19 protein-coding genes are annotated in these 12,726 nt (G+C 63.5%); 15 read left to right on the plus strand and 4 right to left on the minus strand.

The window, feature by feature from the left end:
* Window positions 1–56: 56 nt before the first annotated feature.
* The 15 genes from B4383_RS09325 to B4383_RS09395 all read left to right on the plus strand — a co-directional run bounded on the left by B4383_RS09325 (window position 57) and on the right by B4383_RS09395 (window position 10,269).
* Window positions 57–278, plus strand: a complete 222-nt coding sequence (locus tag B4383_RS09325; protein ID WP_078290443.1) for a helix-turn-helix domain-containing protein — start codon at window positions 57–59, stop codon at window positions 276–278.
* Complete coding sequence (locus B4383_RS09330; RefSeq protein ID WP_078290444.1) at window positions 275–703, plus strand: hypothetical protein; 429 nt, start codon at window positions 275–277, stop codon at window positions 701–703. The genes B4383_RS09325 and B4383_RS09330 overlap by 4 nt, the downstream gene beginning before the upstream one ends.
* A 188-nt stretch (window positions 704–891) precedes the next feature.
* A complete protein-coding gene (locus B4383_RS09335; RefSeq protein ID WP_078290445.1) occupies window positions 892–2,955 on the plus strand; it encodes a phage/plasmid primase, P4 family in 2,064 nt (687 codons plus the stop codon).
* A 566-nt stretch (window positions 2,956–3,521) separates the two neighbouring features.
* Window positions 3,522–3,995 (plus strand): hypothetical protein, encoded by a 474-nt coding sequence (locus tag B4383_RS09340; protein ID WP_139360649.1) that lies wholly within the window; start codon window positions 3,522–3,524, stop codon window positions 3,993–3,995.
* Window positions 3,992–4,447, plus strand: coding sequence for a hypothetical protein (locus B4383_RS09345; protein WP_078290447.1), 456 nt, complete (start codon window positions 3,992–3,994; stop codon window positions 4,445–4,447). Before B4383_RS09340 ends, B4383_RS09345 begins: the two co-directional genes overlap by 4 nt.
* Complete coding sequence (locus B4383_RS09350) at window positions 4,447–4,632, plus strand: hypothetical protein (RefSeq protein ID WP_078290448.1); 186 nt, start codon at window positions 4,447–4,449, stop codon at window positions 4,630–4,632. Before B4383_RS09345 ends, B4383_RS09350 begins: the two co-directional genes overlap by 1 nt.
* A gap of 90 nt (window positions 4,633–4,722) precedes the next feature.
* Complete coding sequence (locus B4383_RS09355; protein ID WP_078290449.1) at window positions 4,723–5,463, plus strand: recombinase family protein; 741 nt, start codon at window positions 4,723–4,725, stop codon at window positions 5,461–5,463.
* Window positions 5,460–5,681 carry a hypothetical protein gene (locus tag B4383_RS27095; protein WP_286150592.1) on the plus strand — a complete coding sequence of 74 codons (222 nt, stop codon included), beginning with the start codon at window positions 5,460–5,462 and terminating at the stop codon, window positions 5,679–5,681. The genes B4383_RS09355 and B4383_RS27095 overlap by 4 nt, the downstream gene beginning before the upstream one ends.
* Window positions 5,682–6,154: 473 nt before the next feature.
* Complete coding sequence (locus B4383_RS26250) at window positions 6,155–6,394, plus strand: hypothetical protein (RefSeq protein WP_139360650.1); 240 nt, start codon at window positions 6,155–6,157, stop codon at window positions 6,392–6,394.
* On the plus strand, window positions 6,391–7,104 hold the full coding sequence (locus B4383_RS26255) for a hypothetical protein (RefSeq protein WP_139360651.1): 714 nt from the start codon (window positions 6,391–6,393) through the stop codon (window positions 7,102–7,104). Before B4383_RS26250 ends, B4383_RS26255 begins: the two co-directional genes overlap by 4 nt.
* A gap of 62 nt (window positions 7,105–7,166) precedes the next feature.
* The gene (locus tag B4383_RS09375) at window positions 7,167–7,352 is read left to right on the plus strand and encodes a hypothetical protein (protein WP_078332242.1); all 186 of its coding nucleotides are present in this window, start codon (window positions 7,167–7,169) and stop codon (window positions 7,350–7,352) included.
* A gap of 87 nt (window positions 7,353–7,439) precedes the next feature.
* Window positions 7,440–8,180 (plus strand): hypothetical protein, encoded by a 741-nt coding sequence (locus B4383_RS09380; RefSeq protein WP_139360652.1) that lies wholly within the window; start codon window positions 7,440–7,442, stop codon window positions 8,178–8,180.
* A 91-nt stretch (window positions 8,181–8,271) separates the two neighbouring features.
* Window positions 8,272–8,580: a hypothetical protein gene (locus tag B4383_RS09385; protein WP_078290454.1), complete on the plus strand. Its 309-nt coding sequence runs from the start codon at window positions 8,272–8,274 to the stop codon at window positions 8,578–8,580.
* 5 nt (window positions 8,581–8,585) lie between these two features.
* Window positions 8,586–10,079, plus strand: coding sequence for a terminase family protein (locus tag B4383_RS09390; protein WP_078290606.1), 1,494 nt, complete (start codon window positions 8,586–8,588; stop codon window positions 10,077–10,079).
* A 4-nt stretch (window positions 10,080–10,083) separates the two neighbouring features.
* Window positions 10,084–10,269 (plus strand): hypothetical protein, encoded by a 186-nt coding sequence (locus B4383_RS09395; protein WP_078290455.1) that lies wholly within the window; start codon window positions 10,084–10,086, stop codon window positions 10,267–10,269.
* Window positions 10,270–10,292: 23 nt separating this feature from the next.
* Here B4383_RS09395 and B4383_RS09400 read toward each other — a convergent pair whose 3' ends face one another.
* The 4 genes from B4383_RS09400 to B4383_RS09415 form a co-directional block, all read right to left on the minus strand.
* Window positions 10,293–10,499, minus strand: a complete 207-nt coding sequence (locus B4383_RS09400; protein WP_078290456.1) for a hypothetical protein — start codon at window positions 10,497–10,499, stop codon at window positions 10,293–10,295.
* A gap of 83 nt (window positions 10,500–10,582) precedes the next feature.
* A complete protein-coding gene (locus tag B4383_RS09405) occupies window positions 10,583–10,897 on the minus strand; it encodes a type VII secretion target (protein ID WP_057969825.1) in 315 nt (104 codons plus the stop codon).
* A 122-nt stretch (window positions 10,898–11,019) separates the two neighbouring features.
* Window positions 11,020–12,027: a DUF3039 domain-containing protein gene (locus B4383_RS09410; protein WP_078290457.1), complete on the minus strand. Its 1,008-nt coding sequence runs from the start codon at window positions 12,025–12,027 to the stop codon at window positions 11,020–11,022.
* Between the two features lie 66 nt (window positions 12,028–12,093).
* Window positions 12,094–12,507 (minus strand): helix-turn-helix domain-containing protein, encoded by a 414-nt coding sequence (locus B4383_RS09415; RefSeq protein ID WP_078290458.1) that lies wholly within the window; start codon window positions 12,505–12,507, stop codon window positions 12,094–12,096.
* Between the last annotated feature and the right edge of the window lie 219 nt (window positions 12,508–12,726).

Raw genomic sequence — 12,726 nt, forward strand, 5'->3', positions numbered from 1 at the left:
GCGCTCCGTTTCCGCTTTCCGCGCCGGGGGCAGCACTTTGAAGACGGAGACTCCCCGTGAGCCACAAGACGACAACCACCCCTGAATTCATTTCCCTGCGCGACGCCGCGACTCGGACAGGGTTTTCGGTGTTCACTTTCCGCGACCTGGTCAACGAGGGCAAGCTGCCCGCGTACCGGATCAGCGACAAGCCCGGCAGCGCGATCCGCGTCCGCGTGTGCGACGTTGACGCCCTCATGAAGCCGGTCATCCCCGCTGAGATCGTCGCGAGCCGGTGAACGCGCCGACGGTCACCGTAACTGCTGCTGCCGATTTCAGCGGGCGGTGTGCTGTCCGATTCCGTTACGACCGGGCAGTGGTCGATCTGCTCAAGAACACGCTGGACTGGCGCGACCGTGAGTGGGATCCACAATCGCGCGTGTGGTTGGTTGACCCGCTGGAGATTGACCGGCTCGTCCGGCAGTTGCGCAGCTACGGCTGTGAGGTGAACGACCAGACGACCATCCACTACGACCCGCCGCCCAGCGCGGCGACGTGGGCCGTCGCAGTGCTCGATGCCGTTGGCTCCGAGAGGCAAGAGGCGGTGTTCCGCGTATTGAGTCGAGTGCTGCACCCCGACGCTCCGACCGGCGACACCGCGCTGATGCGTGAGCTGATTGACGGACGGGACGAAGTGAGGCGTCGTGCTGGAGCGGACCGATGACCGGCCAGGGCTGTGCACCCCGAGTCAGTGGAATAGCAACTGTGTCAATGAAATCACGGCCTGAAACGCCGCCGTGATGTTGTGCCCGGCGGGGTACCAATCCCGCCGGGCCACCAACGACGCCATCTCCCAAACCCACAACCACAGCGGGCCAGCAGCTTCCGAACCCAAACGAAAGGAGCCATGCGATGACTACGGCCCAGGATACCAATAACGGCGGTATTGAGACCGACGAGAATAATGGCGCGGGAGCTGAGACACACCTCGGCCTCGTCGGAGCGCATCTGGACCAGCTGTGCGACCCCGACGGCCGAGGTGGGCTACGGGTAAGTGACGTGTTCGACCATGCCCTCGGTAGTTCGTTGATCAAATGGCACCGGATCGTTATGCAGCACGGCGACCGGGAGTTCTTCGGTAACCACGTCAACCCGATCGATCCGCCGTTGGACGCGCTGCTGGCGGTGCCTACCACTTCGCGGGTTCCCTCTCTCGGTCCTTCGATCGCTGAAGCGCTGGCAGCCAAGGGAATCGATGTGCCCGGCCGTGCTGGCTGTGTCGCGTGGGATAAGGCCGATCGTGCTGCCGGTGGTCTCGGCGGTGACGCCGATCTCGAATACGCCTACGTCACATACTGCTTAGACCCCGAGCTTCCCGGCGACACCACGCAGGAGTACATCGGCGGTGTTCCTAAGTCGATTTGCGACGGCTGGGAGGCCGAGGAGAAGATCGAGTATGTCATCAAAGCGCGTGAGGGCAAGGTGATCGCATCGCCGAGTGCACCGAGCGCGGTGGCGTCCTGGGTGCTGCGCAGCTTCCTCACGACGCGTGATCTGCTGCCGGGACAGACGGGCCACCGTCGCCGTCTGGTGCCGATGTACACGGTGGCCCGTATCGGTGGCGTGTGGTGCCAGTACACCGCCGTGGCTGCCGGTGAGCCACCGCGCTGGGTAGCCCGCACGGACCCCGAATGGATGCGTGGACGGCTTCGTGCGGTGCTGCGCGACAGGTACTACGTCAAGATGCGCAAGCCCGACAACCCGGTGTACGACCTCAAACCGTGGACGGCCAACCTGGCCAATTTGCGTGAGGTGGAGGCTGCCTTGATCGACATGGTGACGGTCGTTGACGGCAACACCGGTACCGCCGCTCGCGAGCTGCCGGATGCTTATGGGCGGCGGCACGGGATGTATCCGGGGACCGGCACATGGACGTTGTGCCGCAACGGTGTACTGGACCTCGGTACCGGCAACGTGGTCCCGAACTCTCCGTTGTGGTTCTCCCTGACCCGTGTCGAGGCCGACTATGACCACGGCCTAGACCCCGACGCGGGGGGAACTGAGTGGATGCGAATGCTGCTCGACCAGTGGACGGACGACCCCGGCGCCATCGCCTGCCTCGGGGAATGGTTCGGCTATGTGCTCTCGGGGCGCATGGACCTCCAGAAGGCGATGTTCATCCTTGGCCCCGGCGCCTCCGGTAAGGGCAACATCGCAGCGGTCCTGGAGGCGCTCATCAGCGGTGCCACCTCCACCGACATGCACCGCCTGAACACCAATTTCGGGTTGTCGAAGCTGTACCAGAGCGGAGCGACTCTGGCCGTGATGGGCGATGTCCGATTCAATGCCCCTGATGCGACTCAGGCAGTTCAGAATCTGCTGAGCGTCATCGGTCAGGACATGGTGCCGATCGATATCAAGTACAAGGACGAAATCGACGCCTTGCTTCCCATCCGGTTTCACATGTCCGCCAATGAATTCCCGAACATCCCCGATAACGCTGCCGCGATGGCCCGCCGACTGCTGCTGCTCAAGACCGCAAAGTCATTCGCCGGTAACGAGGACCCAGAGTTGCGTGAACGCATCATCGGCCGAGAGCTGGCTCGGGTGCTGCGCTGGGCTGTGGCCGGTCTGGAACGGCTGAACCACAACGGCGGGAAGTTCACCGCATCCGAATGCCACACCGAGATGCATGCCCGTATCAAGGAACTGATGTCGCCGACGCTGGTGTTCGTGCACGAATGCTGCACCCCTGGCGACGCCCACGACTACGTGCCCCAGGACGAGATATACCGCTGCTGGTGCCTGTGGGCCGCGCAGAACAACCACAAACCGGGCTCCAAGACACGCTTTATCGAGCGCCTGACCGCACTGCCTGACTTTCCCGGCCTGCGTGGGGGCAAGGGCCGCGAAGCCGGTCGAGTCGTTTACGGAATCGCCACCGTGCGCACCGCCGCAAACGTGTTTGTGCCGTAGTCACACCGCCCCGATTCGGTGCCAAAAAACAGGCCAAAAAGTCTGGCACCGAATCGGGCACACCCCCTCCCGGCGGCGTCATCAGGCGTCAGCGGGAGGGGTTTTTGCGTTGCGGCCGCGCACAGTTGGCGGCTTCAACCCCCAATTGTCGGAGGGTGTGCCAGGTTCGTGCCACGGTTGTGCCCTGGGGGTGCCCGAAACGTGCCAAACTTTTTTTGGTAACTCGGACTGCCTAGCTCCTTGTTCGGAGCGATTTAATAGGTAGCTGCACAACTTTGTGCCCAACTTCCTGGATAAAAGTCAAAACGGTAGAGACACAGAAAAAAATCTCCACATATAAAAGTTTTTCGGCGAAAACATGGCACATGACCGTTTGAGGGCGACTTCCTGGCACCGTCGAGGGGGGTGCGGTGGTGTCGTCAGCAATCCGGCCAGACGGCGGTGTGGTTCGAGAGCCGGGAGAGCTGTGGATCACGGAACCTCAAGTCGGGCAACGGGAAAATGCAGCCATGTGACAGTGTTGTCGTTGCACGGTTTTGCGGTACTAATGCGGTATGGCCCCCCGGATGCCGACACACATCAGCCGTCAGCGTGCCGCCGAAGCGTTCAAACTGCGCGGGCAGCGGTACTCCTGGCGCGAAGTCGCTGATCTACTTGGCTACCGGTCCATCGGCGCGGCGCAGACCGCCGTGAACCGCCACGTGTCCCGCGAGCGGCGCGGCGTACCCACGGAAACCTCCGTTGAGGCGCACAAGTTCGCGATCGAGGGGCGCACCCGTGACCTCGAGAACCGGTTCGACGTGGCGTCCACGGAGGGCGATGCCGACACGATGGTGGCCCTCAACCGTGAGATCGCGCGTAACGAGGGCGAACTCGCCAAGCTCGCCGGGATGTACGCCCCCGAACTCCGGCAAGTGGACGTGAACGTCACGCAGACACTTCCCGCCCTCATCGCTGACACTCGGCAGCGGATGCGTGAAGTGCTCGACGCCGAAGTCGTTGAACTGCCACGAAATACGAGCAAGGAGTTAGCCGGATGACCACGATGACGAAACGCGATGCCGTTGATGCGGCGATGAGTGTGGCCGAGGACGTGGCCAGCGGCAAGCTCGACCCAGCGACCTTAGAACAGCAGGCAGTCGCGGAGCTGCGGGAACTCGTCGGCACCGTTGTGGGCGAGGACGATCCGTTGTGGGACCTGCAGGTGCAGATCGCCAGCGGTGTTCTGGCGTCGGGCGGTATCCCGACCGACGAGCTTTCGGAGTGGTTGGCAGTCGCCCGTCGTCGCGACGGGGTGGAGACAGAGCCTCTCAGTGCCCCCGTACCGATTCCAGGCTCCGATACCCCATCGGGGGCCGTTTCGTCCGTCTCCGGCGACCACAGCTCCGGTAATGGCGCCCCTGACGATCTCGCCGACGTGCCTCGGGATGTCCTGCGTGAGGCTGAGTCTGCGGCCATGGCTGTGATTACCTCGTGGCGAGAGGGGCGGTGATGAGCATCCTCACGAAGCTGCGCCTCACGCTGGCCGACCCCGAGCCCACCGCCGAGCCGGAACCATCCGCTACAGGCTGCACGAAATGCGAGCCCGCACCGTTCGATCGCGGGCCACGGTTCGGTGGGCACGTCGCCGCGCGGGGCCGTGGCCTACCGATCGACAATGGCCTCAAGGCGATCTGAGACTGACTGCGGTGCAGACAAACTCCCCTTTAGGGAGATATTCTGCAACTAGATCTTTAGTTCTAGCGGCACCACAGGTAGAGTCGTTTTATGGCTCAGCGTAAGCGTCGTCTGGTGGGGTATCTGCGGGTTTCGACCATTGAGCAGAAGGCTCACGGATTCGGACTGGACGTGCAGCGCAAGGCCATCCGTGACGCGGCCAAGGCTCTGGATGCTCGGGTTGTGCAGTGGTGCGCCGATGAAGGTCTGTCGGGTGCGCTGCCCGCCGAGAAACGGCCAGGTCTGGAGTGCGCACTGAGTGCCATCGATGAAGGCGTCGCAGACGGGCTGATCGTGCGCGACTTGGACCGGTTGGCGCGCGAAGTCACCGTTCAAGAGGCCGTGATCGGCCGGGTATGGACGCTCGACCACGCCGCGGTATTCACCAGCGTGCCGCCGCAAGAGGTCCAACGCGATGATCCTGATGACCCAATGCGGACCGCTATGCGACAAATGGCGGGCGTGTTCGCGGGCCTGGAGCGCATGCTGGTGGCCAAACGACTGCGCGACGGTAGGCGAGCCAAGGCTGCCGCCGGTGGGCACGCCACGGGAGCAACGCCGTACGGCTGGCGTTCTGCTAAACGCAGCGCCGAGAACCCTGCTGGCGCTTTGGTGCCGATACCCGCCGAGCAGGCAGCCCTTCGCCGCATGACCGAGTTGCACGCCGATGGAGCCAGCACCCATCAGATCGCCGCCACCCTCACAGCAGAAGGCCACCCAACCAAGCGAGGTGGCCACTGGGCATCGGCAACCGTGGCGCGCATCCTGTCCCGACAGGCCACGCGAGGATGACCGAGTCCGATCTGCTTGACCTGAGCGGATTCTCCGGCTGGCTGACGTTCGCCGACCTAGGCAATGCGGACGTACCAAAGAAGGCCGGTGTCTACGTCGTTGTGCGGCCTACCGACAACCGCCCCGACTTCGTTATCAACACTCCCTATCGCGGCGACGCCCCCGTGCCCGTCGACGTATTGGAAGATGCCTGGGTTGACGGCGAGCGGCTGGTCTAAATCGGGGTGGCGAGCCTGGGCTCCAAGCGCGACGGTCTGCACCGGCGTCTGCGTCAGTTTCGTCGGTACGGAGCCGGAGGCAGTGCGAGACACTCTGGCGGTCGCCGCATCTGGCATCTGGCCGACCACTCCGGCCTCCTCGTCGCGTGGCGCATAACCGACGATGCTGACGCCCGAGAAACCGAGAAGGCGATGATCCGTGCGTTCCGTGCCCGGCATGGGGTGCGTCCGTTCGCCAACAGCGCCGACTGAACTTCGGGCCGACACGCCGTTCTTGGCCAATCAATTTCGTGACTAGCCATCACCGCCACACAGGCAGTGCGGACAACACCGCCGTGTGGTGAAAAACGCCGGTCCAGGACTTGCGACCCGCGAACGGAAAATACCGCCATGTGTAGGTATTATACTGTGCTGCAACGTAATCCGCGTCGCCGCGACGTGCCGAATGCACGAACGCGGCGTACGTTATGGCCATGAGCAGCACATCCGTAACCACCGTGGACCCGGCCAGCAGATCCGCGTCGAGCTGGTCCGCGCTCCTTGCCAATCTCAAGAGCCGTGGTGCGCCGGACACCGACATCCGCGTGATTGAGTGCCGCCAGGCCTTGGCGTATTGGCGTATCGCACGCAGCGTTAACCGCGAAACCGGCCAGTTGTCGGCACCGGGGGCAGACCGTCTGCGCAGCGCCATCTCCGAGGCGGTGGCCCGATGATCGGGAAACGGCGCGGAACGCCAGGCTTGCCACCGGCGCCAGGGCAATCGTCCTCGGCGCCTCACATCCGCCCTCGTGCTCGAACCTCTCCGGATCAAGGTCTGCTGCGCGATTGGCGGAGGAAGCGGTTCGCAACCCACCTCGATGCTCGATTCAGTCTGGCCATCGAAGTCAAGGACCAGATCACCGCGCTCGGCATCGCGGTCGGCCAGCTCAAAGAACCTCGTGCCGCGCGACGTGGTGTCGACACGGTGTTCGACGCGGTCGCCGAAGTCGTCCATGTGGCTGCCGGGATGATCAACGAATCGCATGCCGTCGATGGTCGAACGCGGCGGCTGGCGGCGGATTTGACGGCGCGACCGAAGGTCCCCGAGATCACCGCTGAGCAGCTTGTTTCTGGCACCTGGGTACATTCCCTCATGACCTACGTCGAGCAGGTGGACGGTCCGCTATCGGAGTTGCTCGGTCGCGCCCATCCTCCCGGCTCAGATGCCTTGCGCGGCGACCCATCAGCCAGCGAACGGGTCGAGAAGGCGTTGCGCGGGCTCGACGGCGCGGTCGCGTCACTTGAGCGTCGCATTCCCCAACTCGCAGCGAGACAAGCACTTCCGACCGTGGAGGAGTTCAACGCCGCGCAGCGGGAACGGCTGGAGGCTGAACGCGCCGAGCGCATCAACCGTCGACAGTCCCGGGTCGGAGCGACGACGTGATCACCGAGCCCGCCGGTCAATGCCGCGTATGTCACGGGCCATGCGCGACGTACAAAGGGTCCGTGCACCGTTGGACTTGTCAGTCGTGTCTTGAGCGCTACATCGCCGAAAGTGCCGCCAAGGCCGAGGCGAAAACCCGCGCCGAACTGGACAAACGCGCACGCAAGGCCGCACGGGCGTGGGAGATGGCCCCCGGCCTCAAGCATCGCATCGACACCGAGTCGATGCTCATCCGCACGGGCAGATAGGAGCAACGAAAATGGCAACAGCGAGAAACGGCAGGCCCACTGCGCAGGGCATCGAAAGCGTTGTCACGCAACCGCCAACACCGCCTCGTGCGCCGTACATCGCGGCGAGCAACCGGCGCCCTGACCCGTCTCCTGGTCGGTAAATGGTGGGCGCCGGGGTCGGGTGAATGGCTGCGGGCCTACCTGACCTCGGCGCTCACCACATCGAGCAGACCCCAACTAGTAGAAGGAAATCCGGCCATGACGACAATCGCCAACCCGCGCTTACCGACTCGCCCAGAGTTTGCGGCCAAGATGAAACCGGCTGAACTAGAACTGTTTGACCTTGGGACTCATGAAGCGGGACATGCGATCCGTGGTTTGCTCCGGGGCGGTGAGATCGCGACCGCCGGGGTGTACCAGGGACGCACTACCGGCACCCAAGGCCGCACCCGCTTCCGGCAGCCGTTCGCACACTTGGATTTTGCGAATGTTGCCTATGCCGGGCCTCATGCCCAGGCGCGCTGGCTCCACGGCGACCGTCCCTCCGTCGGTGCGGTCGACGCGGTGCTCGCCGACGGCGGCTGTCACGACCAGGCGGGCCTCCGCCGGGCGTTCGAGGCATCGGGTGGACTGCTCACTGTCGACCATCCTGCAGAAGATCACTTGATCCGGCGGTGCTGGCCAAGCGTTTTGGCACTCGCAGCCCAGCTCTTTCAACAGGGCGAAGTCGACCATGATGCCGTGTTGAAGTCCCTGGGCCTGACCCGCGCGAACGCCGCTATCGGCCTGGCGATGATCCGCAGCGGCGAAAGTCCACGATTGCACCTCGCACACCAACGTTTCTAACGCTGTACCACCACCGCCAGTGCCTGCCTCGGGGCCAAGCAGCGGTGACAGTCCCAAAAATGTTCGACCCCAACGACACCCGAGGATAACCATGACTACCACCGAGACCACCCAGACCGATATTGAGCGCGCAATTTTGGCCTTGTTGCCCGCCGACGGCAGCCTCGTCGCGTGGCGAGACATCCGCCCGCAGATCCCCGGCGGATGGTGGGATAAATCGGGAGCGCTCACCAACCTTCACGAGCGGTTCGTGGTTACCGTCGTCAAGGTCAGTGGCCGAAATTACGTGCGGATCGCCAGTGACTTCGACCGCGCAGCTGCAGCTGCCGAACGAGCCCGGCTGCAGGCCATTCACCCTCTACTTGGCCGATCAAACTGCCGAGACTTCGTGATGGCGTGACCTCGATGACCGCTGCCACCGCTACCGTTCCCAACCTCACCGCTGCCAGATCTATTGCAGCGGTGCGTTCCCGACGACGGCCGAAAACGCCGGCAACACTCGCAATGCGGCTCATCCCCGGGTACAAGATCACCCCAACGATTCAACTCATATCCGACGAGCTGGAGGCGGCGGTGACCGAGCCTGATGCCCGCGTGATCCTGACCTGCCCACCCAGGACCGGTAAATCAGTCCTGACCAGCCAGGTTTTGCCGGTGTGGGCACTGATGCGCGACCCGGACACCGAAGTCGTGGTCAAGTCCTACGGCGACGACCTCGCCGAGGAGCACTCGGCCGCAGCGCGACGGATGATCGCCGAACACCCCGAAGTGGTGGGGATCTCGCTGGCCGCAGATAAGAAGTCGGTCGGACGTTGGCGGGTGGACGGCCGTCCCGGCGGCATGCTCGCGGGCGGAATCCTCTCGGCCACTACCGGTTTCGGTAGTGACTTGCTCATCGTTGACGATCCGGTCAAAGGGGCTCAAGAGGCTGATTCACCGGCATACCGGCGGCGTCTGATCAACGAGTTTCGGGCCTCACTGCTGACCCGGCTCATGCCGGGAGGATCGGCCATCGTGGTGTTGACCCGCTGGCACGAACTCGATCTCGCGGGCGAGCTGCTTGCCGAGCCGGGCAGCCGGTGGAAACACATCAACATCCCAGCGGTATCCACGGCCGGTGTTCCCGACGCCCTGGAACGTGAACACACCGGCGTCGCGATGGTCTCGGCCATTGGGCGGACCGCCGAGCAGTTCGCCGAGATTCGGCGCGGTGTCGGCGAACGAACCTGGGCGGCCATGTATCTCGGTGTACCGAGCACTCCCGAGGGCGGCTTGATCAAGTCCCAATGGCTGGATGTCTGGCGGCTGCCGGTGCCGCCGTCGTCACCGGTCAAGACTGTCGTAGGAGTCGATCCGGCCGACTCCGGGCAGGGCGACGAGACGGGGATCGTCGCGGCATCCTTGGCCGCAGACGGCACCACCGCACTCATCGCCGACGCCTCCGATCGGATGACCTCGGATGAGTGGGCCGTGCGCGCGGTGCGCCTGGCTCTGGACGTGGGCGCGAGCGAGATAGCGGTGGAAGCATTCGCCGCCGGAACTACCTACGTGCGTGTGGTCAAAGAAGCCCTGGCTCGCGCCCGGACAAACAGGAGAATCCGCGTGACCGCGTGGCCCCCAAAAGGTTCCGGTCGGGGCCGTGGCGACTCCATGGCCCGTGCGGCGGCGCTGCTGCAGGCCCTGGAAGTCGGCACGTGTCGCCTCGCTGGTCGCCATCCCGAGTGGGAACAACAAGCCGTCGGATGGCAGGCCGGACAACACCAGCCCGACCGGGTGGCCGCGCTGGTCATCGCCCACGACGTGCTAACCCACGCAGCGCGGTCGGGTGTTCAGTTTGGTGTGCCCGTTGGTGATCCCATCGCCCTGCATTCGTACCTGTCCCGGAAGATCGGGGGATGACGCTATGACCCGGTTGAAGATCACCCGGCGCCGCCCGTTGGTGGAGGCCATCGTCGCCGAGTCCGGTGCCCGCCGACGGGCTCGGGAGCGCGGTGAGGACCCTGACCTGTGTCCCGAGGCCATCGCAGCCCAGGCGCTGGCGGAGCGGGACTGGATGCTGCGACGACGGATCGGCAACGGAGCGGGCTGACTACCCGCTGATTGACTGATCGACTAAGTCGATCTCCGGCGTATGGAGGCGACGAGCACCCCGAGGGCGAGAACCGCTGGAATCGTGATCTGCCAGACGATGAGAAGGAACATGGGGGCGTAGAAAAAGATGCTCACGAAGAACAGCCGGATGTAGTCGCCCGTGGCCGTTGGCGCGCTGTCGTGATGGGTGGCGATCAACCCGATGTACAGGACTGTCCCGGCAACCACGCAGACTCGCGGGCAGTCTTGGCCAGCTCGGTTATCTCGGGAGCCCACTGCCGCAGCTCCCTAATGCTCAGTGGCACGAGGGCTCAGAGCCCCGAACCGGCATCAGTGATGCCGCTCGCGTTGCCGGTGTCGGTCCTGACGTACTTGACTGCAGCCGTCTTGTGGCCTTCCGCGTGGGCGCTGAAATGCTGCCCGAACCGGGTGCCATCGGCCTCCCACCCAGCCAGCATCTCGGGCAACGCCGCAGCGGCAAGGCCAGAACCCAACTGCACCTGACCTGCCCTCGCATGCGTGCCCTGGTGGCTACTGAGAAACTCGCTGGCATGGGCATCGAGATGATCGGCAGTCAACCGCAGCTCGTCCGGGTCTACGTTCAACGGCTCAGCTGAGCTAGGCATCCGGGCCCCCTGCGCGTCATCGTCAGCAACTTATCGGCACAGTACCGTGCCTGCCAGGAACTGCACAGGATGAAGCGATACCGTGTGGTGTCGGTGGGCAAGCTACGACAAGGGTGTCTCGTTCACGTGAGTGCGGCTTCCATACTGCGTTGGATCCCGTCGCATTCGGCGCACATTGGCAGCGCATCCGGTAGCTGTCTGGGCACAAAGAACTTCCCGCATAGAGCCTTAGCCGGTATTCCGTTGACGTACTGGTCGGTCAAAAGCTCCCTATGCGTGTAATGCGCACACTCGCTCGGTCGTACCTGTTTCGGATGCACGTTGGACGGATCTTGGGCTGCTGCGATAATCCCGGCGATTTGAGCGCCGCCATCGCATATGGAGTAGATACGTTCGTTACCGGCGTGCCCCGGCGTCCAGCTGGCTTCCCTGCAATCGATCGCGCACATCGCCACGATCTCGGCGTGCTTAATTAACTCCTGGTGTTGCCAGTCGGTCGTTGTGACCTGGAGAACGATCTCGCCGTACCCATCGGGGTCGTCGTCGGCGCCTTCGAGGACCTCTACGTAGAGAGCGAAATCCGCGATTGCGACGCTGCCATCGAACGAGTAAAGCTTCCACTCAACAGTCAAAGCACCCTCGGTGCGCGCGAGGGCATCGAGAGTTGCATCGTGAACTCTGGTCTCCCACGCAACGAAGTCGCTATCCAACTCCTCACGGCGCAACCGATCGTGATCCTCATCAGTGGGCAAATACTTGCCTGCCCCATGCGCTGCGATGTCCGCGCAAAACGACTTGTAGAAGTCGCTTCGGTCGCCCTCTCGCCTAAGCCCACCCGCCACAAGCCATGCCTGACCGTTCGGATCGACATACACAGCACCGCGCCACCGCGTCGTCTTGGCCTTGTAGAACTTCGGATCAGACAGACCACTGATCGTCGCTCTGCGGATTTCTTCGTAGTTCTCGGTAAAGAGCTCGACCGTGTGGCGAATAAGGGGGTGGTCCAACGCCGATAACACCAGCCCACCGTCAACGCCCGTTCCCGCCAGACGCTGGTGCGAAGTGTTACCCCAGTCGTCAACCAGGTCGCTGCCCAGGCAGCGGAGCGTCGGACGTGCGAGACCAGCCACTAACTCATTATGGACGTGAGCGACCTCACGTTGTGTGGATACGCAGAGCGGCGAGTCGCCCGACCGCTACAGAGTGTCACCCTTCGGAGCAGCAAGCCGATTCAGCAGCTCGCTGCGGTTAGCGTCCCTGTGGGCGAACCGAGCCGCAAGATCCGCCTTGTCGCGGTCCGAAGCGGCCTGATACTCGCGTAGCGCTTCCAACTTGATGCGGTGATCTCTGCCGACGTTGGTGCTCCTGATGACACCAGCATCCAGCAGCTTGTAAAGATGGGTCCTGCTCATGCCGAGTATTTTTGCCGCCTGACTAGGTGACAGCTGCACTGAGTCCAGCAACACCGTCACGTCGCGACCAGATCGAACGCTGGCCACCAAGTACTCGAGCGTCTCGGCGAGTGCCGAGCCGGAAGGAAGATCTGACCGGGCCTTGTCGAGCGCAGCGAGTTGTGTCTCGTCAACGCTATCTGCGGGCAATGTCTTCATTTCAATCGCCCTCCATCTCAGATGTCATACCTGCCACAGATGTCACAGGTGTCAACCTGTAACCGAGGTTACAGGTTGCCGGTCAAGCCCGGAACACATTTTTGTATGAGCCGTGTAACAGTCAAATAGGTCGTCCGCCCGCGAAAACGTTCCAAAAGTCGTCTAGAGCGCCGAATCAAGCGACATCGAGGAAGGGTAGAACCGCCTTTTTCTTCGCTT

Source organism: Mycobacterium sp. D16R24 (assembly GCF_002013385.1).
Classification (GTDB): Bacteria; Actinomycetota; Actinomycetes; order Mycobacteriales; family Mycobacteriaceae; genus Mycobacterium.

What these genes read in the sequence shown, in the direction of transcription:
- B4383_RS09335 (WP_078290445.1), top strand. Translation starts at nt 892, where the DNA reads ATGACTACGGCCCAGGATACCAATAACGGCGGTATTGAGACCGACGAG.
- B4383_RS09340 (WP_139360649.1), top strand. Translation starts at nt 3,522, where the DNA reads ATGCCGACACACATCAGCCGTCAGCGTGCCGCCGAAGCGTTCAAACTG.
- B4383_RS09345 (WP_078290447.1), top strand. Translation starts at nt 3,992, where the DNA reads ATGACCACGATGACGAAACGCGATGCCGTTGATGCGGCGATGAGTGTG.
- B4383_RS09350 (WP_078290448.1), top strand. Translation starts at nt 4,447, where the DNA reads ATGAGCATCCTCACGAAGCTGCGCCTCACGCTGGCCGACCCCGAGCCC.
- B4383_RS09355 (WP_078290449.1), top strand. Translation starts at nt 4,723, where the DNA reads ATGGCTCAGCGTAAGCGTCGTCTGGTGGGGTATCTGCGGGTTTCGACC.
- B4383_RS27095 (WP_286150592.1), top strand. Translation starts at nt 5,460, where the DNA reads ATGACCGAGTCCGATCTGCTTGACCTGAGCGGATTCTCCGGCTGGCTG.
- B4383_RS26250 (WP_139360650.1), top strand. Translation starts at nt 6,155, where the DNA reads ATGAGCAGCACATCCGTAACCACCGTGGACCCGGCCAGCAGATCCGCG.
- B4383_RS26255 (WP_139360651.1), top strand. Translation starts at nt 6,391, where the DNA reads ATGATCGGGAAACGGCGCGGAACGCCAGGCTTGCCACCGGCGCCAGGG.
- B4383_RS09385 (WP_078290454.1), top strand. Translation starts at nt 8,272, where the DNA reads ATGACTACCACCGAGACCACCCAGACCGATATTGAGCGCGCAATTTTG.
- B4383_RS09390 (WP_078290606.1), top strand. Translation starts at nt 8,586, where the DNA reads ATGACCGCTGCCACCGCTACCGTTCCCAACCTCACCGCTGCCAGATCT.
- B4383_RS09395 (WP_078290455.1), top strand. Translation starts at nt 10,084, where the DNA reads ATGACCCGGTTGAAGATCACCCGGCGCCGCCCGTTGGTGGAGGCCATC.
- B4383_RS09405 (WP_057969825.1), bottom strand. Translation starts at nt 10,897, where the DNA reads ATGCCTAGCTCAGCTGAGCCGTTGAACGTAGACCCGGACGAGCTGCGG.
- B4383_RS09415 (WP_078290458.1), bottom strand. Translation starts at nt 12,507, where the DNA reads ATGAAGACATTGCCCGCAGATAGCGTTGACGAGACACAACTCGCTGCG.